Origin of the sequence: Treponema parvum (assembly GCF_017893945.1) — a bacterium.
Lineage (GTDB): Bacteria > Spirochaetota > Spirochaetia > Treponematales > Treponemataceae > Treponema_D > Treponema_D parvum_A.
Genome location: NZ_CP054257.1, coordinates 1,579,261 through 1,600,143, shown reverse-complemented (window position 1 = coordinate 1,600,143; position 20,883 = coordinate 1,579,261). Strand labels below are relative to the sequence as shown.

General features: G+C 42.6%; 19 protein-coding genes and 1 other RNA gene. 13 read left to right on the top strand and 7 right to left on the bottom strand.

The features are described from left to right. Positions 1-51 precede the first annotated feature (51 nt). Positions 52-1,389, top strand: a complete 1,338-nt coding sequence (locus HRI96_RS07125) for a hypothetical protein (RefSeq protein ID WP_210116701.1) — start codon at positions 52-54, stop codon at positions 1,387-1,389. Between the two features lie 7 nt (positions 1,390-1,396). Here HRI96_RS07125 and HRI96_RS07120 read toward each other — a convergent pair whose 3' ends face one another. After that, positions 1,397-2,119, bottom strand: coding sequence for an ABC transporter ATP-binding protein (locus HRI96_RS07120; RefSeq protein WP_210116700.1), 723 nt, complete (start codon positions 2,117-2,119; stop codon positions 1,397-1,399). 43 nt (positions 2,120-2,162) lie between these two features. Here HRI96_RS07120 and HRI96_RS07115 point away from each other — a divergent pair, with 43 nt between their 5' ends. Genes HRI96_RS07115 through queA form a run of 4 tightly spaced genes read left to right on the top strand, consistent with a single transcriptional unit; the run spans position 2,163 to position 5,917 of the window. After that, positions 2,163-3,161, top strand: coding sequence for a phosphodiester glycosidase family protein (locus tag HRI96_RS07115; RefSeq protein WP_210116699.1), 999 nt, complete (start codon positions 2,163-2,165; stop codon positions 3,159-3,161). A gap of 31 nt (positions 3,162-3,192) precedes the next feature. Further along, the gene (gene ruvA / locus HRI96_RS07110; RefSeq protein ID WP_210116698.1) at positions 3,193-3,807 is read left to right on the top strand and encodes a Holliday junction branch migration protein RuvA; all 615 of its coding nucleotides are present in this window, start codon (positions 3,193-3,195) and stop codon (positions 3,805-3,807) included. Positions 3,808-3,828: 21 nt separating this feature from the next. Then, complete coding sequence (gene ruvB, locus HRI96_RS07105) at positions 3,829-4,875, top strand: Holliday junction branch migration DNA helicase RuvB (protein WP_210116697.1); 1,047 nt, start codon at positions 3,829-3,831, stop codon at positions 4,873-4,875. A 1-nt stretch (position 4,876) separates the two neighbouring features. Next, positions 4,877-5,917 (top strand): tRNA preQ1(34) S-adenosylmethionine ribosyltransferase-isomerase QueA, encoded by a 1,041-nt coding sequence (queA, locus tag HRI96_RS07100; RefSeq protein WP_210116696.1) that lies wholly within the window; start codon positions 4,877-4,879, stop codon positions 5,915-5,917. A 41-nt stretch (positions 5,918-5,958) separates the two neighbouring features. On the opposite strand, the gene HRI96_RS07095 is transcribed toward queA, so the two are convergent. From HRI96_RS07095 to HRI96_RS07075, 5 genes are read right to left on the bottom strand one after another with little or no spacing between them, the layout of a single operon-like run. Next, positions 5,959-6,765, bottom strand: coding sequence for an FAD binding domain-containing protein (locus HRI96_RS07095; protein WP_210116695.1), 807 nt, complete (start codon positions 6,763-6,765; stop codon positions 5,959-5,961). After that, positions 6,752-7,243 (bottom strand): (2Fe-2S)-binding protein, encoded by a 492-nt coding sequence (locus HRI96_RS07090; RefSeq protein ID WP_210116694.1) that lies wholly within the window; start codon positions 7,241-7,243, stop codon positions 6,752-6,754. The genes HRI96_RS07095 and HRI96_RS07090 overlap by 14 nt, the downstream gene beginning before the upstream one ends. Beyond that, positions 7,240-9,381, bottom strand: coding sequence for a molybdopterin cofactor-binding domain-containing protein (locus HRI96_RS07085; RefSeq protein WP_210116693.1), 2,142 nt, complete (start codon positions 9,379-9,381; stop codon positions 7,240-7,242). Before HRI96_RS07085 ends, HRI96_RS07090 begins: the two co-directional genes overlap by 4 nt. Next, positions 9,374-10,573: a DegT/DnrJ/EryC1/StrS family aminotransferase gene (locus HRI96_RS07080; RefSeq protein WP_210118651.1), complete on the bottom strand. Its 1,200-nt coding sequence runs from the start codon at positions 10,571-10,573 to the stop codon at positions 9,374-9,376. Before HRI96_RS07080 ends, HRI96_RS07085 begins: the two co-directional genes overlap by 8 nt. Then, positions 10,573-12,051, bottom strand: a complete 1,479-nt coding sequence (locus tag HRI96_RS07075) for a polysaccharide biosynthesis protein (RefSeq protein WP_210116692.1) — start codon at positions 12,049-12,051, stop codon at positions 10,573-10,575. Before HRI96_RS07075 ends, HRI96_RS07080 begins: the two co-directional genes overlap by 1 nt. A 166-nt stretch (positions 12,052-12,217) precedes the next feature. On the opposite strand from HRI96_RS07075, the gene HRI96_RS07070 reads away from it, so the two are divergent. Further along, positions 12,218-12,736 (top strand): hypothetical protein, encoded by a 519-nt coding sequence (locus HRI96_RS07070; protein ID WP_210116691.1) that lies wholly within the window; start codon positions 12,218-12,220, stop codon positions 12,734-12,736. Between the two features lie 8 nt (positions 12,737-12,744). After that, on the top strand, positions 12,745-14,076 hold the full coding sequence (locus tag HRI96_RS07065; protein ID WP_210116690.1) for an SPOR domain-containing protein: 1,332 nt from the start codon (positions 12,745-12,747) through the stop codon (positions 14,074-14,076). 14 nt (positions 14,077-14,090) lie between these two features. On the opposite strand, the gene HRI96_RS07060 is transcribed toward HRI96_RS07065, so the two are convergent. Continuing rightward, positions 14,091-14,264, bottom strand: coding sequence for a hypothetical protein (locus tag HRI96_RS07060; protein ID WP_210116689.1), 174 nt, complete (start codon positions 14,262-14,264; stop codon positions 14,091-14,093). A 74-nt stretch (positions 14,265-14,338) separates the two neighbouring features. On the opposite strand from HRI96_RS07060, the gene ssrA reads away from it, so the two are divergent. The 6 genes from ssrA to HRI96_RS07030 all read left to right on the top strand — a co-directional run bounded on the left by ssrA (position 14,339) and on the right by HRI96_RS07030 (position 20,864). Further along, positions 14,339-14,694, top strand: a transfer-messenger RNA (tmRNA) gene (gene ssrA, locus HRI96_RS07055). 548 nt (positions 14,695-15,242) lie between these two features. Next, on the top strand, positions 15,243-16,781 hold the full coding sequence (locus HRI96_RS07050) for a sugar ABC transporter ATP-binding protein (protein ID WP_210116688.1): 1,539 nt from the start codon (positions 15,243-15,245) through the stop codon (positions 16,779-16,781). After that, complete coding sequence (locus HRI96_RS07045; RefSeq protein WP_210116687.1) at positions 16,778-17,755, top strand: ABC transporter permease; 978 nt, start codon at positions 16,778-16,780, stop codon at positions 17,753-17,755. Before HRI96_RS07050 ends, HRI96_RS07045 begins: the two co-directional genes overlap by 4 nt. Before the next feature lie 32 nt (positions 17,756-17,787). Continuing rightward, positions 17,788-18,813: an ABC transporter substrate-binding protein gene (locus tag HRI96_RS07040; RefSeq protein WP_210116686.1), complete on the top strand. Its 1,026-nt coding sequence runs from the start codon at positions 17,788-17,790 to the stop codon at positions 18,811-18,813. Between the two features lies 1 nt (position 18,814). Next, complete coding sequence (locus HRI96_RS07035) at positions 18,815-19,891, top strand: MBL fold metallo-hydrolase (protein ID WP_210116685.1); 1,077 nt, start codon at positions 18,815-18,817, stop codon at positions 19,889-19,891. A 349-nt stretch (positions 19,892-20,240) separates the two neighbouring features. Beyond that, positions 20,241-20,864, top strand: a complete 624-nt coding sequence (locus HRI96_RS07030; RefSeq protein ID WP_210116684.1) for a GntR family transcriptional regulator — start codon at positions 20,241-20,243, stop codon at positions 20,862-20,864. Positions 20,865-20,883: the final 19 nt, after the last annotated feature.

Genomic DNA, 20,883 nt, shown 5'->3' with positions numbered 1-20,883 from the left:
GCAGCTGTGTCGGTGGAAACGCATATACGGCGGGACGGATCGGATAAAACAGTGAAAAAAAATATTTTTTTGTTTTCGATTTTTTTTGTTGTTTTTTTTCTCTGCTCGTTTGCGTATGCGGTTACGGAAACTTCTTCTATTGCCGATGGCCCTACAGCCGATTCGATACAGGACGACCGTAATGACTTCGATTCAGCGTTTGACGATCTTGATTCGGTGTTTGAAGACGCAAACGATGTTTCCGGCGCCGTCGTATCCGAAAAAGATAACATGAAGACAGGGGTAAATCAATTTGCGCTTCCTCTAAATTTTTCAGGATACATGAAAGCCGAAATAGGCCTCGGCTATGTTAACGAAAATAAAGAAAATGACATGCAGGCGGGAGTAGATTTTTTAAATGATCTGTCGTTTTCGGTGCGTCCCGACAACACGCTTTTTCTTAAAGCGACATTGCGCACGAAATTCCCGGATGAAAAAGAGCCTTCGCAGTGGAACTTCAGTCTTTATGAAATGTATTTTGATTATGTCCTTCTGAATAATATTTACGTGACTGCGGGTAAAAAAACTACCGTCTGGGGCGCAGTAAGGCTTTTCAATAATCGCGATGATTATGAAGACGACGAAGACGCTCTTTTTACAAATATTTTGGCTGACAGCAGGGACGGGGCGTCCGCACAGATCCGCGTTCCCGTGGGAAATTGGATGCTGAACGGATTTGCCTTATATAAAGGAGCTTCCGATGACGCAAGTTATAAGAGCATGTCGTTGGCGGCTTCCTTGGAGATGGTTTTCGGTTATACTTCGTTTACATTATTTGCGCGTAAATTTCCTGCACAAAATTCCCCGATAGTGATTTCAGGCAAGGACGAATATAAGGATAGCCTTACAGGTGCCGAAATTAAACGCACTATACTCGGATTTGATATTTACGCTCAGCAGATTGCCTTTTTGGGCGATTATCCGCTTTTAAAGGATTTAAGTAAAAATGTTTTTTCAGGCCGGCAAATCAGGTCTTCCGATCTTTCAGGTTTTTCAAAAACAGTTTTTACCGGCGGTATATACAGGTTTTGGGATACGGCGGGGCCTGCGCTGGGATTTAACATAGAATTTCAAGACGTTTATCTGCCCGAAAAACATGCTCATACGGGAAAACTTGCTTATCGCGGCGGTATTTCTCGGCTTGGAAAAAGCAAAAATATCACTTTCGGACTTTCAGGTAAGCATGTGTTTCAGCGAACGCAAGGAGAATTGGAGCCGGGCATCGCTATTTCCGGTATTTTTCCTCATGCGGTATGGAAAAACGGCGTTAAGATTGAATACGGCGGAGAATATGACGATCCTTTAAAATTTACGGTAGGAACATCTATTTTGTTGCAACTGCATTATTGATTGTTTTCTATTGAATTTGCCCGTCTTTTATTCCTATTACGTGGTCGGCCATAGAGACTATTTTTGCGTCGTGAGTTGAAAAGACAAATGTAGTTTGGAGTTCTCTGTTCAGTTTTTTCATAAGCTCAAGGATCTGGTCTCCGTTTTTTGAATCCAAATTTGCGGTAGGTTCATCGGCTAATATTATGGGCGCCTTTGTTGCAAGCGCGCGAGCGATCGCAACGCGCTGCCTTTGACCGCCTGAAAGCTCCGCAGGTTTGTGTTTTTTCCAACCTGTGAGCCCTACGGTTTCTATCAAAAACTCTATCCAATCTTTAGTTTCGCGTTTGTTCATGCTCCGTTCTTCAGGAAGTTTGCCCAGTTTGAGCGGCAGTTCGATGTTTTCCCACACGTTCAAAACGGGAATGAGATTGAATGTCTGAAAAATAAAACCTATGTTTTGGTGTCGAAGGTCGGTAAGGTTAGAATCCAGTTTTGCAGGTACATTGGTTAAATTCTGTAAGTCCGTATTCTTGTAAACATCGATTCCGTTGATCAAAAGCGTACCCGACGTGGGGATGTCGATGAGTCCTATTATATTGAGAAGCGTAGATTTGCCCGACCCCGAAGGCCCTGATATCGCGGCAAATTCGCCTTTTCGGATCGAAAACGAAGCTGCGTCGACGGCTTTTAATTTTATCCTTCCCATAGGATATATTTTGCATATTTCGTTAAGCTCGATTACGGACATAAAATGAGTATACTCAAAAGAAAAACTTTTGTATATTAACTGTGTGAAAAACATTTCAAAAAGTTGCGGCGGGGAAAAAGCCTGTGGAAAAAAAGCCGGCAGCAAAAAAAAAGTTTTTAATATTTTGTTTCTCTTAATCGTAATGACCGCTTTTTTGCGGTGCTCGTCTGTGCCTTCGGACATTGACGCCGCCGAAGCAGATGAAAGCGGAATTTACGGCGGGGATACAACCGATAAAAGCGTTTTTACGCAAATTGCGCCCGACTGCGTTTACCTTAGAAGTGAAGACTCAAACATACCGCTTATATACCATCTTTTAAAAATAGATTTGAACGATTCGATTGCATTGACGGCGTTTCCTCCTAAGATTTATGAAGGCCGCGGCGTAAAAGGAGAAAAAACTTCGGATTTTGCGTTTAGGACGGGCGCTTTTGTAGCGCTGAACGCAACGCCTTTTTCGCTTCCTTCACTGAAACTCTTTTTTTCATATAAAGACATGCGGATCCCTGCGGGCGTCTACAGTGAAGGCGGCTCGAATTTTTTTCTTCCCGTCGCAAAATATTCGTCGATAAGTTTTTTTAGAAACAAGGCTGAAATTTCCGTTTCACAAACAGAAGCCGCGTCTTTTTCCGAATCGCCTGTTTTGACTTTGGGCGGCTTTTTTACGATCCTAAAAGACGGAAAAAAATACGGCAGCTATATCGATAAAAAAGATTCAAGAACGGCGTTGGGCGTTTCACGCGACGGAGGAACGCTGTATGTCCTTTGTGCGGAAGGTGAAAAGAAGAACAAAAGCCGGGGCCTAAGCTATGATGAATGCGCCGACGTGTTGCTTAAATACGGGGCTTGGGAAGCTCTTGAGATGGACGGCGGAGGATCCGTTTCTTTGTATATAAACGGAAAGAATATGCTGTCGTACAAGTCTTCGCGAAAAGTGGGCTTGAACCTCGGGTTTTTGCGCATGTTTCAAAGCGGATATGTTGCCGAGCGCGATATGCAGGACGGAACTTATGCCGTGCAAAAAGGCAATGCGTCTCAATGACACGGACGTTTTTTTTTGTTATACTGTAAATATGTTCAACAGTCTTACCGGTACGGTGACGGCAAAATTTCCGGGCGCATTGTATATAGAAACTCACGGTATAGAATGGGATCTTCTTGTTCCCGACAGCACTCTTGACGCCGTTCCCCCAGTAGGACAGGTGGCAAAGGTCTATACATGGCTTTTGCACCGGGACGATACCATGAAGCTGTTCGGCTTCGCTTCCGTAAAAGAGAGAGCTTTGTTTTTGGATCTTCTCAAAGTTGACGGTGTCGGAGCAAAAGGAGCCGTAAAAATTCTTTCAAATATTTCCGGTTCTCAGCTGGTTTCGGCGCTGGACGAGGGAAACGTCGCCGTCCTTGAAAAAATTCCGGGAGTGGGCAAAAAGACCGCTGCCAAAATGCTGCTTGCGCTAAAGGGAAAGCTGACCCTTGACGGCGAAGGTCTTGTGCGGCCTCAGAAAACGGATGCGTATTCCGATGTTGCCGATTCTCTTTCAAATATGGGCTATGACAGGCGCGACTGTGCCGAGGTAATCGATCTGCTGCTTGTAAAACTTTCCGAAGACTCAAGTTTTAAAGCCGCTTCTCATGCCGAAAAGGAACAGATACTTTTCAGGCGCGCCCTTGTAGAACTTGTGCGGTAAGGCAATTTAAGGTAAAAGGTTATGAATAATTTTTCCGATATAGTGCGCGCGGACATTCCGTCGCCGGACGATGTTCACGACGCCGGTTTACGTCCTCAGCTTTTGGATGAGTTTTTAGGTCAAACCGCCGTCAAAGAAAATCTTTCCGTTTTTATCGAAGCGGCGCGTGACCGTAAGGAAAGCCTCGACCACTTGTTTTTGATCGGGCCGCCGGGACTCGGAAAGACCACGCTCGCTCAGATTACCGCTCATGAATTGGGAGCGGATTTTAAAGTTACGAGCGCGCCTGCGCTGGATAAACCCAAAGATCTGGCCGGAATACTTTCCACCATTACGCCGCGCACGGTTTTTTTTATTGATGAAATTCACAGACTTAAGCCTGCCATCGAAGAAATGCTGTATATCGCGATGGAAGACTTTGAACTTGACTGGATAATCGGGCAGGGAGCTGCGGCACGCACGGTGCGGATTCCGATTCCGGATTTTACCCTAGTAGGCGCAACCACAAAGGCCGGAATGGTTTCAAGTCCTCTCATAAGCCGCTTCGGGATAATACAGCGGTTCAGTTATTATCCTTGCGAAGAGCTTGCGCTTATAATAAACCGCTCGTCAAAAATTCTTTCGGTAAAAGTTGACGATGACGCCGCCTCTCTCATGGCCGAATGTTCCCGCGGAACGCCGCGGGTTGCAAACCGCATACTTCGCCGTATGCGCGATTTCGCGCAGGTTTTTAATTCCGGGCGCATTACAAAGCGCGTTGTTTCCGAAGGTCTTAAGCGGCTTGGGATAGATTCTTTGGGGCTGGAAAACTACGACAGGGAAATTCTTCTTTCTATAATCAAAAATTACGGAGGAGGCCCTGTAGGAGCAGAAACACTTGCGATTTCAATCGGCGAATCTATTGACACTCTTGAAGACTACTATGAACCGTACTTGATACAGTGCGGTCTTTTACAGCGCACGCCCCGCGGGCGCGTAGTTACGGAAAAGGCTTTCAAACACTTGAATTTGCCGTTTAATCCCGCCGACTCATCGGCCGGCGCCGCCCAGAACAGGCTCCTTTTTTAAAATGATATTATCGGATTTTAATTTTGAACTGCCCCAAGAACTTGTCGCTCAATATCCGTCTAAGATCCGCGGACAGGATAAACTTATGGAACTGGAGCGCAAAACGGGGAGAGTTTTTCATCATAAGATGGAAGACCTTTGCGACTTGATTCCTCGCGGCGCCCTCATGATCTTTAACGATTCGCGCGTGAGAAGGGCGCGTCTTTTCGCCGTAAAGCAGTCTACCGGTCGCCGGCAGGAATTCATGTTTTTAAATCAATCGGACAGCGAAGGGCTGATCTGGAAGGTGATGGTTCGGAACGCTAAAAAGCAAAGGCCGGGAATGACTTACGTTTTTCCGGACGGACTTCGCGGAACGATAATTGACGATGAAAAATTAGCCGGAAGCGAATTTCGTTCCATAAGGCTTGATTCCGCGATCGATGAAGCTTGGTTTGAAAAAAACGGACATATCCCCTTGCCGCCTTATATCCGCCGAAGCGACGACGAGAGCGACGGCGAGCGCTATCAAAATGTTTATGCTAAAACGGTGGGCAGCGCCGCCTGCCCGACGGCGGGTTTGCACTTTACACAAGCCATGCTTGAAAAACTTTACGACAGGGGAATAGAGCGGGAATTTATTACGCTGCACGTGGGCCTCGGAACTTTTCTTCCCGTGCGCGAGCATAATATCGAAGACCATAAGATGCACGAGGAAATATTTTCCATTTCCGAAGCCGTAGCCGAAAAGATCAATAAGGCGAAAAAAGATTTGCGCCCTATTGTTGCGGTAGGAACGACGTCCGTGCGAACTCTTGAGTCTGCCTGCGACGAAAACGGCCTTGTGCTTTCAGGAACCAAAAAAACCGATATATTTATCTACCCGGGGTTTAAATTCAAAATAACGGATATTCTTTTCACTAATTTTCACACTCCCGAATCTACGCTTTTGATGCTGGTTTGCGCTTTTGCCGGCACAAAAAACGTTTTGTCCGCTTACCGAACTGCGGTGGAAAACAGATACCGATTTTTTTCTTACGGAGACGCGATGCTCATCCGCTGAGTTTAAGATCTTAGGCTGTAACTTCGGTCGTCGTTTTTGCGCTAACTTAATTTTTTTAGTGAATAAGCGACAAACCTTAAAAATTCTTTTTTTACAGGGGAAGGATCTTTGCCTTCTTCAAAGATTTTATCGAATTCATCGCCTGCATCTTTTATAAAATCCGAGACGGATTTTTCTTCAAGCGGAAGACGCGAACCTTCGATCTTGTTTTCAAGGCTTATGCTTCTAAAAGTGTGAAGACCTGAAAAGGCGAATCTTATTTTTGTTAAAATGTCGTTTTCCGCGTTTGCCAAAAATGCGTAAGAGCTCGATGTCTCCAAAAGGTGGTGAGAAGCTCCCGCCCGGTGGAATTCGGAAATATCCCAGTCTTCTGTGGGTATCCTTATTTTTGTGAGCACGTGAGAATCCGGAACGGATAAAAATTTAACTGCGGGAACGATTAGAGTTTCTTCTTCGTTTTGTAAAACAAATCCTGCGTCTAACGCAAGAAGCGGCGCGAACAATGTTCCGCGCACGGGGAAAAGGCACACGTTTCCTCCGACCGTGGCGACGTTTCTTATGTGCGGCGTTGCAATGCTTGTGATCGCTTCATACAAAACCTTCGGCAGTTTGGAATTTCCCAGCGACGCCAACTTCCCTAAGGTAACCGCGGCCCCCGTTTCAATGTAGTTTTCTTTTCTTGTTATTTCAGTCAATTCTTTAATCGAGCATGTTGAAAGCAGTTTTTCAGGCAAGGGAAAAGTTTTGGTGCAGCTTCCAGTTATTTTAAGCCCGGCCACGGTTTTGATGTGATAAAATATGTCATTTAAAGTTTCCGCTGAAAAAACCTGAATTTTATCTTCGTCCATTTCTCATATTTCCTATTCGCTTTGTTCTCAGCAATATTGCTCGTCTTATGCCGGTTATGTACGCTTTTTTGTTTGTGCAGCAAAAACTCATCCCCGATACGGCGGCCTCAATTTCTTCCGCAGTAGGCCTCTTGTACGTTTGAATTATGTCCCACGCCGTAAAAATTTTTCCCGCGTTGCAATAACCGCACAAGTTTATTCCTTCCTGCTCAAAACCTTCTTTTATATCCTTGTAATCTTCTGTCTGCATAAAATGCTCAAGCGTAACTATATTTGCGTTTTTCAGTACGGCTATGGGTATTATGTCGCCGGGAACGGGCTTGCCGTTTAAAAGTATCGTGCAGGAACTTCCGCTTCCGTTTTGCCCGGATTTTTTTATTGAAAATAAGTGAAGACTTCTTAAAACTTCCGCAAGCGACGCATCGGGAGAAGCGTCAAGCGCTTGGTTCTGCCCGTTTAATTTTACCTGTAATTTCATTGTTTTCCTTCCGCTGTTTCAGGAATTTTTTGTTCCGTTTTATTATTTTTGTGCGCGTTTTCGTCTTTTTCAAAATTTTCCCGTATTTTAAAATTTTCTTTTAAAGACAAATAATTCGTCGCTATCGGCAAAACGCTGATCTGCTGGGCCATCGCCTGCGAAAGCGCCGACATAAACGCCGCCGGCAGTGTATTGAGAACCAAGCCTTGTACTTGCTTGGGATCGTCCTGAGAATCGATAAAATTTACCGATATTTTAGGGCAGTCGAGTTTTTCGTTTTCAAAAAGCATACAAAGAACGCGGTCTATTTCAAGATAAACGTTGTTTTGCGCCGCCGTTGTGAGCAATATTTGGCCTGCATCTATCGTTATCCATATTCCTTTAAGCTTACACTGAAAAGTGCACGGGTCCAATTCAAGTTCCACTGCCGTCGAAGCAAACGCGCTGCCGGTGAAAGGCTGTCCTGTAAGGGTTTCAGGGTACCATTGTTTTTTTTGCGAGGAAGAAGCGGATCTTGAAACCGATATCGGCAAGGGATTTCTGAACCGTTTGCTCTGTATGGCCGTACAGCATTTTTTTAAGAGTTGAGTAACTTCGCTTAGGTTGCTGTAAACATTTTCAGGTAACGAAGGTTCCAGATCGTTTTCAAATACGCTGTTTATGCGGATATTTGAAACGTCAAGTCCGAGAATTTCAGCCGCAGTTTTTTTCCAAATTTCCGTTACGGTTTGTGATGGAGGCAGCGCATGGATCGTTAGAGTGCTGTCGCTCTCCAATGTTACGTCTATCTTGTAGTCGTTTGAAAAGCCTCCGAGTGCGAATGATCCCGATCCGTTGAAAGCGGAAGCAAGTCCGATTCCGCGCAGAGGGAATCTTTGAAATTCCTGAGATTTTATTCTTTCTTCACAGTCGATACGGTAAGTGACGAATTTTCTTTTAAAATCGGAAGCGTTTATAACAGATTCGAGAATTTTTTCAGTTTCCGGTAGATTGAGTTTGAACGGCATAAAGCTTTTTTTTCCGGCCGGACACATGTTTTTTATGCGGAGCTCATGCGGCTGAATATCCATCACGGCCGCTATATTGTTCATTTGATTTTCCAGCGCAAAAAAAGCCTGAGACGCGGTATCGTTTATGGTTTGAGTTGAAGGCGGTAATTTTGAATCGTATACTTCCGTCTTTATGCGTAAATTTTTTATGTTGTAAATACCGCACGAAGCGATCATAAGCATATCGATCATTTCATCGATAAAAATGCATTGCGCGCTTGCGCTTATTTTTATCGCAATGTCCATAGCGCTGATTCTGCCTTCCTTGTCTATGGCCGTTTTATATGATATCTCGATCGGTAAGCCCTGATCTATGAATTTGCTTTGTTCTTCTTCGGAAAAACACAATTTTATGGGTTTCCCCGTCTTAAAGGCCGCCAAGGCCGCCTGTGCTGAAATAATTGCATTTTTCCAGCTGCCGTTTTTTGTGTATTGCTGAGTGACGGTTTTTATGATTGAAATTTTTTCAGGGCTGAAATTCAGTACCGATGCTAGAGTGTTTCTCAGATTTTTTATCCACTTCGTAGGTGTGCATATGCTTAGGATACCGTTATTTATATGGCAAAAAATACCTTCCGGTTCGGAATACGAAGGCATTTTAAGAGATGAATTCCAATTGCCGCTCACGCTCTTTTCCGCTCGGCTAAAGAGCTCGTCAAAGGCTTTAAGATTTTTTAATGCGATTCCCGTTTTTAGCTCTTTTTCTTTTAAAAGCTTTGCTTCGTCCTTTCCCGCGTCCGCATCGTGAATGATCACATGCACTTGCTTTTTGAGTTCCGACAGAATCCTTTCATCCGGCCCTGTTATTATGCCTACAGGTTCTCCGAAATATTGGATTCTCGCGTCGGGAAAGACGGGTATTTGTGTATTCATGATTTTAACTTTTTTTTCACCCGGAATATCTTCTGCGGTGAATATGCCGTATCCTTCAGGCAGCTGAGGCGCTTCAAGCCCTGCGAAGAGCCCCGAGCCGATCGGGCTTCGGATGACGGCCGCATAAAGCGTGCCGGGCAGGTCAATGTCACTGTAAAATTCATCCGAAACAGACGTATGAGGCGCCTTTGTTTTATCCGTCTTTTTTTTAAGCATGTGAGTTTTCTCCGATTGATTTTACGGCATTTATAACTTTTTGCATGTCGCTTCCGCTCATTTTCGGCCACAACGGAATTGATATCGTCTGTGAATACTGTTTTTCCGCATTCGGAAAATTCTCCGCCGTAAAATCAGCGTAAAGATTTTTCCAATATGTAAAATGAAATAGGGGAATAAAATGTACGGAAATCCCGATTCCCCTGTTCTGTAATTCTTTGGCAAATGCGTCTCTCCCGATTTTAAGCTTTTGAGCGCGGATCCTTAAAAGGTACAAGTGCCATGCGTTGCCTTCTCCTGTAGGGGGAAGTTTTATAAAATCAAGGTTTGAAAAAGCTTCATTGTAAAGTTCTGCAATCTCTTTTCGCTTTTCATAAAATTTTTGAGCTTTTTTAAGCTGTTCTATGCCGATCGCGGCAAGAATGTCCGGAAGATTGAATTTATATCCTTGTGCTACTATGTCGTATTCCCAAGACGCCTTAGGCGACGTGTAGCGGTCCCATGCGCTCCTGTCCATTCCGTGCATCCGCATGACGGTCATCCGCTTTGCAAGTTCCGCGTCGCGCGTAGTTACCATGCCGCCTTCGGCAGTGGTCATAGTTTTTGTTACGTAAAAGGAAAACACTCCTATGTCGCCTATGGTTCCGGCATATCCTTCTTTCGTATATGACGGAAAGGAGTGCGCCGCATCTTCTATGACTCTTACGTTGTATTTTTTTGCAAGCTGCATGATTTTTTTCATATTGCAGACATTGCCGGCTATGTGCACCGGAACGATTGCGCGGATACGACGTTCTTTGTCTTTTAAAAGAATTTCTTCAACTTTATCGGGATCTATGCTGTAAGAATCTTTTTCAATGTCTGCAAAATATACGTCCGCGCCCAAATGCCTGGCGCACATTGCCGTGGACACGAAGGTGTAAGGCGTGGTTATTATCGCCGTTCCCTGTCCGACTCCGCATGCTTCCATCGCTAGGATCATTCCGCTTGTATTGCTGTTTACCGCAAGGGAGATGACACGGCCTTTGTTTTCATCGTTCTGCATTAAAAATGATGAAAAGTCGTTTTCAAATTGTAAAGCGTATTTTCCCGTAGTGAGCCATCCCGATCTCATAACGCTCAGAACCGCGTTTTCTTCTTCTTTGCCCAGCGAGGGGCGCGAAAATGCCACTTGATTGTTTTGATCGGCCATCATAGTTTTCCTTTTAAAGACGGAATCGCATTGCAAAGAATTTCTGTAAGTTTTTCTTTGCTGCGATATAATTTTGCGTTTTTTTTGTCGTACACGCATATCGGCAAAAGCTCTTCCAGTAATTTTTCAACGGGAACGGTCAATCCGTTTATGTTTTTAAGTTCAAGGATCTTTTTGTATTTTGTGGGAACCGGACTTTCTTCTTCCAGCCAGAGAGGTTCTACGTTTCTTTCGCCTTTCCGCGGGCCGATGATCTTTATGTCTATATCTTTATAAGGCTCAAGACCGCTGAATTTTACGATCTGTTGTGCGAGCGTGAGAATTTTTACCGGTTCGCCCATGTCCAACAGATAGGCCGCTCCGTTTTCTCCGACTCCGCCTGTCTGCAAAACTAACGAACACGCTTCCGGAATGGTCATAAAAAAACGTTCCATCGACTGATCCGTAACGGTCACGGGACCTCCGTTTTTTATCTGTTCCATAAAAAGCGGAAGAATCGATCCTCTGGATCCCAAAACGTTTCCGAATCTTACGAACATGAACGCGCTCTTATTTGCGGCCTTTTTTGACGCTTCGAATACGAGTTTTTCGCAAATCATCTTGGAACAGCCGTAAACGGAAACGGGGCTTACGGCCTTGTCCGTGGAAATCAGCACAAATCGGTTAACTTTGTTTTCAATGGCTGAATCAAGCAAGTTTTTTGTTCCGAACACGTTATTTTCTATTGCCGCAACCGGATTTTCTTCCATCATCGGAACATGTTTATACGCCGCGCAGTGAAAAATGACGTCGCATCGAGTTTGCGCTATTATGTATCTTATGTATTCTCTGTCTTTCATGTCGCCGATTATAGGTACGATCGTCGCTTTTTCTCCTACACCTTCAGACTGCAAAAGGCGCAATTCTCTGTCTATCTGATATATGGAATTTTCACCGTGGCCGAACAGATAAAGCCTTTCGGCTCCTCCTGATAAGAGCTGCCGCGAAAGTTCGGAGCCTATGGAACCTCCCGCGCCGGTGATGAGAACCCGTTTTCCGCGAAGGTAGGAAAGACTTTTTGAAAGCGGAATAGTTATGGGCGTTCTTCCGAGAATATCGAGCGGATCGATCTCTCTCGCCTGAACCAAGTGTGCTGATCCGTCTACGATCTGACTTACTGACGGAAGGATTTTTATATTCCCGAATCCGTTTTTTATGAGAATTTCATAGATATTTTTTATTCTTTCTACGGTAGCGGCCGGAATGGCAATGATCGCTTTGTCGTCGCGGCTGCAGCGCAAAAGAGAAGCCATATTGTCTATAGGCCCTAGAACAGGAATTCCGTCTATCTCTGTGCCTATGAGCGACTTATCGTCATCCAGAAACGCCGCCACTCGGCCGAATATCTTTTTGCGCTTTATATCGTTTGCAATCATCTGACCGGCAAAACCCGCGCCTATTATGTACAGCCGCGAATTGCCGCTTGAACGATCTGTCATGCTGTGCCTGCTTTATAATTTTTATGCATTAAATATACCATAGTGATATTTTAACTGCAATAAATTGAAATATGCGCTAAACAGTTTTCTTTATTTTTCCGAAAATATATTAAGAGTTCGGTTTTGCTAAAGACAAAATTTCATGGACCGGCCTCGCACTTAAATTATGAATATAAAGCGTATTACAGTAACTTTTACTATTCTCATTTTTTTACTTCATGCACGCGCTGCAGCCTTGTCCGTCGTGATACAGGTGATACAGCAATATGAGGACGCGAATGAAACCCTTGAGCCGACAAGGATTTTTGCGCAGGATCTTGTAGACTGTTTTTTCGAATACGGGGATATAGTGACGGATGCTCCCGTAATCCTTTGCGCGGACAGCCATGTAGACGAAGACGCGTTAAATCGCGTGCTTATCGAAGCGGCGCAAGGGTATATGGATTTTTTCGCAAAGGTTACGCTTGAATACGAAAAAGGCGGATTCGTTAAAGACGGACTTCCTGAAAACGGCCCGGTTTTAAAAAAGATCGGCTGGGAACTGGTTTCAGTTGCGCAAAACAAGCGGAGCGCTTCCGGAGTAAAGACGATCGGATCCGCCCGGACGAAACGGCTTGATGAGATGGAAATACAAGATTTTGCAGTTGACGTTGCAAAGCAGATTAAAATAGGATCTGGAAAGTGAGGAGCCATATGAAAAAAATACTCATACACATAATTATCGTGCTTCTGGCAGGAATGTTTTTTATGGGTTTTAGCCCTTCGGTAGACGGGCGCGCAGTGGTTGCGGATAAGGATGTTTTGCCTGCAGGACTTTTTTGTAAGACGATAGGATACCTGCCTGGCGACAGTGTGAACGTAATTAATCCCGTAAACGGAAAATCTGCCGACATTCTTGTTTTGGGTTCACTTGATCCTTCGGAGGGCGTCGCCATCCTTTTGTCTCCTGAAGCCGCAGCGGAACTCGGAATCGAAAAAAATGCAAACAATCTTGTAAAACTCACCAAACGTACCGGAGGAATGGACGAGCAGGTTTTCGGAACTGCGACCATCGCGCGCAGAGAAAGTGAAAAGATTGCGGATGCAGCCGAGAGTGAAATCCTCATCGCCGAAGCAATAGGCGAAGATGAGCCGATTGCTGAAATTCCCGAGTCAGTTGAAGATGAAAAGATCGCCGAAGAAATTCCTGTCGGAGAAGATAGTGAGGATAGTATTGGAGAAGATATTGAAGTCGAAGAAATTCCCACGGAAGAAATCCCTCCTGTAGAAAAAGTTCTTACGGAAGACGTTTTGGTTGCAAACGCGGATACGGATGCTGAAGAAGAAGCCGTAAGCGACGCGGAAATGCCCGACACTGCCAAAAACGATATGCTTGCCGCCGATACGGTTGAAACGCCTGAACCCGTTCCTGAAGCGGCCGAATCTTCCGTTGAACCTTTACCAGAAGAACCTTTTATCGCCGATGAAATTCCTTCTCCAGCTATTGCCGCCGAAGAGCCGTTCAATCCTGATGAAATTCCCGAAGCTGCGGTTTTTGAAGAACCTGAAGTGAGCGTTATCGTCTCTGAAGAAGATCAGGGAGAAGTCTACGCTCCGATAGTTTTAGTTCCTTCTACGGAAAATCCTCCCGATGGTAAGGCGCCGGAATCCGTCAAAAAAGACGATTCTGCGGAAAATGTTTTTGCAAAAACACCTCAGGATGAAGCGCCTTTTAAAGGCATGGATCCCCAAAAGCCGACAGCTCCCGTTTCCGCCGAAGAATTTGCTTCTTATACGGTGGCAAGCCTTAATGATCTTAAAAGTGGAAAATACTATGTGCAAATTTCAGTGCTTAAGGAGCCGGAGAATATCAGAAAACTTATAAATACTTATAAAGGAAATTATCCGCTCGTAATGGTTCCTCTAGCAAGCGGAGGCGCAAATCAAATGCTTGTTGGCCCTCTTGAACGTGACGAGTACAATACTGTATTGGCTAAATTCAAGGCTAACGGATTTAAGGACGCCTTTCTTCGTAAGATACGCTGAAATTTTGTGATAAGTCAAATTGAATAGCGAGTAGTACAAAACTGTGCGGAAGCGAGGTTCCGGCTGCGTGCCGTTTTGAGCTTTATACATACGGAATTCTGCTCTAAAAGCTCAACCGCGGCATACACCGTGAGCGTAGCGAACGACGTTCTCGCCGAAAGCATATCATTATTAACTGATATTTTCAAAACTCGAAATTTTACTCGAAATTTTCCGACTTGATTTTTTGCCGCTTTTTTATTATATTATCTTATATACAACCGGGGATGCACCGGTTTCGACGGGTACGGGAGAGTCTGTGCTGCAAGTAAGGTTACGCCTGTCCTTTAAACAGACGAAAAAAATTAACTGCAGAAGACAATTCTCAGTTAGCTCTCGCCGCGTAAGCTGCGTTTGAGCCGGAAACCTGTTTGCGCTGTTCCGAGCATTCGGGATTTCTGTCACAAATCGGGGCTTGCCGCATAATGTGTTCGGTCTTTATGCGGGACTTACAATCGAAATACGGAAACGACGCTTGCGGTGCTGCCACCGTTTCCCGACAATCACCTCGCACCGCTAAACTTGTAGAGGTACTTGTTTTACGTATTCGGACGGGGGTTCAATTCCCCCCATCTCCAAAGCCGCAAAAAGCGGCTTTTTTTGTTATCCGGCTGAGTTCCTTATGAAATAAAAGTGTCTGCTATATCATCAGTGTCGCATTTACACAAATAAAGCAACCGGATAGAGCGGTATAACGATATGTTTTACAAGATTTAATTTTTCACACAGTGCGTATTGCAATGTTTTGCTGAAATTTACGCCCGCCTTTATAGTCGCTAAAAGATCTTACCGTGCATTTACTTATAAGGTTTCCGACGATAAGAGAAGATCAATCATAACTCATGCAAAAGTTGAGTTCATCCGGCTATAAACGGCTTCCCTTAAAATTGAAAGATGTCCTTGACGAAAACGTGTAGGGAACATCTATAAATAAAATCTGTTTTTATTTTTCGAAAAAATTTTTTCGAAAAAATTTGACAAATCCGTATTCGGGTCTTAGAATTATTTAAGGATGAATTAAAGATTAAAGTGTGCGGTTTAGATGTATTAAAAAAGAGCGCACGAAAACGGCCTACTCGGAAATCGAAATTTCCTCGTACGCCGTTTTATAAGGAGGTAGTTTGAAAATGGATCAAATTAGCTCGCAGTATCTTCTTGAAATGAAAAACATTTCCAAATCTTTTTCCGGGGTTAGAGCGCTTGATAATGCGGACTTTTATCTCAAAAAGGGAGAAGTTCATGTTTTAATGGGGGCGAACGGCGCCGGAAAATCAACCCTCATGAAGATCCTTTCCGGCTGTTATGAAAAAGATAAAGGTAAAATTTTAATAGACGGAAACGAAGTCAACATAAAAACAACAAAAGACGCCCAGCAGCACGGTATAGCAATAATACATCAACATTTCAGCCAAGTTCCGCATTTATCTGTCGCCGAAAATATTTTTTTGGGAAGGGAAAAATTACAAGGCGTATGTATCGATTATGACTATCTATATGAAAAAGCAAACGAGCTGCTTAATTTAATGGATGTGCACAACATCGACGTAAAAGAAAAACTTATACAGCTCAGTATTTCACAAAAACAAATAATTGAAATTGCAAAGGCTCTTAGTTTTAATTCAAAGATTCTAATTATGGATGAGCCTACATCCGCATTAACAAAAAAAGAAACGGCTGTCCTTTTTGCCCTTATACGCAATCTTGTTTCCCGAGGGGTGGGAATCATTTATATCTCACATAGAATTGACGAATTAAATCAAATCGGCGACCGTGTGACGGTTATGAAGGACGGAAAAATAGTCGGCACAAAAAATGTCAAAGACGTCGGCATTCATGAATTGGTTAAAATGATGGTCGGTAAAGAAATAGATTTTATTGAGAGAAAAAATAATGATACTTCCGATTTTAAAACCCGCAAAATTCTTCTTGAATTGAAGAACGTATGTGTACGAAAAACAGGATTAAAAAACATAAGTTTTAAAATCAGAGAGGGTGAAATAGTAGGCCTGTACGGTTTAATGGGCGCCGGGAAAACGGAAATTGCAAGAGCAATTTTCGGCATTGATAAAATTACAAGCGGGGCGCTTTTTATTGATGGAAAAGAAACTGAAATAAATTCTCCTAAAGAGGCCATAAAACAGGGATTAGGTTTTCTAACGGAGGATAGATTAAAAAACGGTTTGGCGCTTTCCATGTCGGTCAGTGAAAACATGACGCTTCCGGGATTAAAAAAGATTATTAGAAATGGAATTCTCGGGTTAAGGCTTGAGCGGGACGTTGTGCGAGCCACAGTTGAAAAATTGAATATTAAAACTGCAAGTATAAAGGCAAAAGTAAAGAATTTATCGGGAGGAAATCAACAAAAAGTGGTTTTCGGTAAATGGATTTTTGCCGATTCCAAGGTTCTCATATTGGATGAACCGACGCAAGGCATAGATGTCGGGGCAGTTGAGGAAGTTCATAAAGTGATTTTGGATTATTCTAAAAAAAATAATAACGGAATACTTTTAATATCTTCCGAAATAAACGAAATAGTGCAACTTGCGGATCGAATACTTATCGTTTATGACGGAGAGATTATAGGTGATATGGACGGCGCCAAAGCTGTAAAGGAACGTATAATGGAAACCGCATTTGCAGGAAAAAAAGTTACGGAGGTAGTATGATGACTATTGGCAATAATAATGTTTTCAAATACGGTAAAAAGATCTTAAACAACCAGATTCTTTTTATTTTCGTACTTTTGTTGTTAATGTGCATCATATTCGGCCTTTTCTCTCCTCATTTTTTTACTATTTCAAATTTAACGGCAATAACGATTCAAGCCTCGGTTATCGCAATGCTTGCTGCCGGACAAACATTTGTAATTATAAGCGGCGGTATAGGGCTTGATGCAGGTTCCGTTGTCGCTCTTACTTCCGTTGTTTCCGCTATGGTAATGGCATCTACTGATTCCGTTTTTTCAGGGATTGGCGTCGGTTTGCTTTTAGGATGTTGTATCGGAACAATAAATGGAATTGTTATCGGATATTTAAAACTACCGCCGTTTGTGGCAACGTTGGGAATGATGCAGATCGCAAGAGGGATCGCTCTTATTATTACAGGAGGAATTCCCGTTTATCAACTTGCGAAAGGAAGCGATTTTCTTGGTCAATCAAAATTTTTAGGGATTCCCATTTCGACTATAACTGTATTCTTTTTGTATGTATTTTGTTTTTTTATTCTTATCAAAACAAAACGCGGAAGATATACCTATGCGATAGGCAGCAATACGGAAGCATCGTTTTTATCCGGAATCGATATAAAAAAACAGCTCATTTTTATATATATAGTTGCAGGAATAACGGCCGGGTTGGCGGGGCTAACGGAACTGTCACGCATAGGTTCTGGACAGCCGGGCAGCGGCAACGGTTATGAACTTGATGCAATCGCATCTGTGGTTTTAGGCGGAACATCGATGTCCGGAGGAGTGGGAAACGTGTGGGGTTCTTTAATAGGCGCCTTGCTTATTGCAACAATGCGTAACGGATTAAATGTTATCAACGTAGATGCATATTGGCAGCAGGTAACAATAGGTGCAATAATTATTCTTACCGTATACCTCGATAGAATAAGAAACAGTACCAATTCAATAAGTTAAATAAAAGGCATTGCCTTTTGAAGGAGATAAAGATGAAAAAATTGTTAGTACTTTTTTGTATGGCTATGGTTTCAACGTCTTTCGTATTTTCTCGCGGTTCTACCGATGTTGAAAAAGCACAAATGTCTAATTCCGATAAGACTCTCGTTCTTATTCCAAAGACTACAAGTTCTCAATTTTGGGTCAACATTTACAACGGCGCAAAAGCAGCAGCAAAAGAATTAGGATATAAAGAGGTTAAATTCCAAGGCCCCTCTTCAGGTGCGGATGTAACGACGCAAATTAATATCTTTAATGATGTTTTAACATCCAAACCGGACGGAATAATGATTGCCGTCACCGATCAAAAAGCTCTTAAAAAACCTATAGAAGACGCTATCGCAAAAGGTGCTGCCGTGATTACCGTCAATTCAGGTATTAATTCCGAAGTCGTAAAAGCGCATGTCGCAACGGATAACTATTTAGCCGGTTCTATGGCCGCCGATACTCTGGCCAAACTTATAGGGGAAAAAGGGACTGTAATCGATATCGGTGTAGATCCTACTTCCGAGACGGGGCGAGCAAGAGAAGACGGATTCAGAGATCAAATCAAAAAACAATATCCTAAGATAAAAGTTCTTCCGGTACAGTTCGCCTACGGTGATGTCGCAAAGGCAATGAATATCACTTCGGACATGCTTACAGGAAATCCCGATGTCGTAGGAATTTATGCCGCACAGGATGCCGGAGGAACAGGAGCGGCACAGATTTTAAGGCAACGCGATATGAAGGGAAAGATAAAACTCGTTTCATTTGACGCTTCTCCCGACGAATTTTCTTTATTTATGGAAGGATTTATGGATGCATTGATTGTTCAAGATCCCTACAACCAAGGGTATATGGGAGTATACGCATTACACGAAGTTATGTCCGGCTCGGTTACTAAGTCGAAATTTATTGAAACACCGGTAAAAATAATTACAAAACAAAATCTTGCAAAGAAGGATGTCTACAGTCTGCTGATAACCGACGCCAATATAAAAAAGATTCTGGACAAAGCGGGAATAACAGGAGAATGAAATGAGCGAAAAAAAATATGATGAATGGGGCGTAATGGAATCGACTTACATGCTTACGGACAGGAAGATAGACAGACAAACATGGCTTGAAGAAACCTGTCCTGCATGGGGTACATATATCAATTATCAAATAAAAAATGAAAAAGTTCCTGCGAATAAATTTTGTTTATGGTGGCTGGGAGGCCCCTCATGGGCAATGAAAGTTGGAACGGAAGTTTTTTTAATCGATAATTACGCAGGACCGTCTATCGTAACTCGTTATGAAAATAGTGGCGATTGTAAAAATACCGGTGCCGATTATTTACATTGGATGCGCATTAATCCGCAAATTGTCGATATTTATAAATTTCATCGAATGGATGCATATTTTATGACTCACCATCATTGCGATCACTGTGACATATATTCCGTAAAAGCATTGCTGGAGACGACCAAATCGAAATTTGTAGGCCCTAAAGTTACTTGTATGATTTTAAGAAACTGGGGCGTCCCGGAAGATAGGATTGTTGAAGTACGTCCCGGCGATGAATTAAAATACCATAATATGACGGTAAAAATTGAAAAGAATTTCGATATAAATGCTCTTCGTACTACTTATGGCTTGGGAAAAGAAAATTCGTTTAAGCCTACAATGGACGATGTTGCCGTAACTTTTATTTTTAAAAATGAAGCCGGAAGCATTGCTTTTATCGGAGATGGAATTTATCACAACGGATTTTACGGAGTCGGCCAAAGAAATAAAATCGATGTGACGGTTTTAAATCTCGGTCATAATCCCTCTGGTTCTTACGATAAATTAACTCCGTTCGATGCATATAGAGTCGGTAAAGCCATGGGAAGTAAGTATATCATACCGGATCATTATGATAATTGGGCGTGTACATACTTACCGGCGGAAACATTGGAAAAAGTGGTACAAGAAAACGATCCTACGATGAAGACCATTTTACTAAAGACCGGTGCCAAATTTATATATCCTGACGATAAAGATAAAGGAAACTATAAATATCCCGATTGGCAAGAAAGGATGAACTGGCAAAAAGCTTCCTACACATTGGAAGACAACAATAAAATTTAAATAGGATCCTTTAAAATTCAACAGCCGAACAAAATATTAATTTTGGAGGCTGTTGATTTTGTGCGCTCTTTGCGCACGGACGATAAGCGTCTATTTTCTCACGGCAATTTATAAGGGATGGACTTATAATTGAATAGATTGTAATATAAACGACATTGAATACATAGGAGCTGTCTAAAGAATCTGTCGTTTTTTCGACAGTCTGCTGTGTGTATGCGCGAAGTTTTATTATAGGCCTTTTTAGTACAGCAGCTTATCGTAAAACTTATCGGCCGGTTCCGAACGCCAACCGGGTTTTTAGAGCCGGTCTGTAATTCATATTTACATTCTCTGTAGCATCGAGGGGAAAATGTCGCTTAGCGCCACTATAGGAGAAAAACTCCATGACATTATTAGGGAAGATATACTTTCTGGAAGATATGCACCGAATGAAAGGCTGTTTTTTGATAAAATAGCGGAAGAAAATCATGTAAGCATGACTCCTATTAAAGAAGCTTTTTTAAAACTTGAAAGTGAAAATCTGGTTGTAACTATACCCAGACGAGGAACCTTCGTAAAAAAGTTGTCTGCCAATGAAATCAAAGAATATTATCAAATACGTCTCGCCATGGAAAATTTAGCGGTTGAATTGATTTTGAAAAATGGGTTTTCGGAAGATTTTGAAAAAAAAATGCTGGCAACTTGCGATTCTCTAGAAAGTCATTCAAAAAGTAAAAACGCCAAGGAATGCGTAAAGGATGATATTAAATTTCATAGTTTACTGATAGAAGCAAGCAATAATAAAAAACTATTTCATCTGATCAAGACGATTCCTTTGACCAATCTTTTTAATTTTTCGGACGATATGTCAAATTATATGATAAATAGCCCTTCTTATATCTGTGAACACAGAAAAATAATCAAGTTGCTAAAGCAAAAAAAATCCGAAGAAATAAAGGAAATATTAACGAAACATATTTCTTTTACAAAGTAAAATCATCAGCTACCGATTA

Bases quoted from the DNA above. Each gene is read 5' to 3' on its own strand.
- HRI96_RS07120 (WP_210116700.1), bottom strand. From the start codon at position 2,119: ATGTCCGTAATCGAGCTTAACGAAATATGCAAAATATATCCTATGGGA.
- ruvA (WP_210116698.1), top strand. From the start codon at position 3,193: ATGTTCAACAGTCTTACCGGTACGGTGACGGCAAAATTTCCGGGCGCA.
- ruvB (WP_210116697.1), top strand. From the start codon at position 3,829: ATGAATAATTTTTCCGATATAGTGCGCGCGGACATTCCGTCGCCGGAC.
- queA (WP_210116696.1), top strand. From the start codon at position 4,877: ATGATATTATCGGATTTTAATTTTGAACTGCCCCAAGAACTTGTCGCT.
- HRI96_RS07095 (WP_210116695.1), bottom strand. From the start codon at position 6,765: ATGGACGAAGATAAAATTCAGGTTTTTTCAGCGGAAACTTTAAATGAC.
- HRI96_RS07090 (WP_210116694.1), bottom strand. From the start codon at position 7,243: ATGAAATTACAGGTAAAATTAAACGGGCAGAACCAAGCGCTTGACGCT.
- HRI96_RS07085 (WP_210116693.1), bottom strand. From the start codon at position 9,381: ATGCTTAAAAAAAAGACGGATAAAACAAAGGCGCCTCATACGTCTGTT.
- HRI96_RS07080 (WP_210118651.1), bottom strand. From the start codon at position 10,573: ATGGCCGATCAAAACAATCAAGTGGCATTTTCGCGCCCCTCGCTGGGC.
- HRI96_RS07075 (WP_210116692.1), bottom strand. From the start codon at position 12,051: ATGACAGATCGTTCAAGCGGCAATTCGCGGCTGTACATAATAGGCGCG.
- HRI96_RS07070 (WP_210116691.1), top strand. From the start codon at position 12,218: ATGAATATAAAGCGTATTACAGTAACTTTTACTATTCTCATTTTTTTA.
- HRI96_RS07065 (WP_210116690.1), top strand. From the start codon at position 12,745: ATGAAAAAAATACTCATACACATAATTATCGTGCTTCTGGCAGGAATG.
- HRI96_RS07050 (WP_210116688.1), top strand. From the start codon at position 15,243: ATGGATCAAATTAGCTCGCAGTATCTTCTTGAAATGAAAAACATTTCC.
- HRI96_RS07045 (WP_210116687.1), top strand. From the start codon at position 16,778: ATGATGACTATTGGCAATAATAATGTTTTCAAATACGGTAAAAAGATC.
- HRI96_RS07040 (WP_210116686.1), top strand. From the start codon at position 17,788: ATGAAAAAATTGTTAGTACTTTTTTGTATGGCTATGGTTTCAACGTCT.
- HRI96_RS07035 (WP_210116685.1), top strand. From the start codon at position 18,815: ATGAGCGAAAAAAAATATGATGAATGGGGCGTAATGGAATCGACTTAC.
- HRI96_RS07030 (WP_210116684.1), top strand. From the start codon at position 20,241: ATGTCGCTTAGCGCCACTATAGGAGAAAAACTCCATGACATTATTAGG.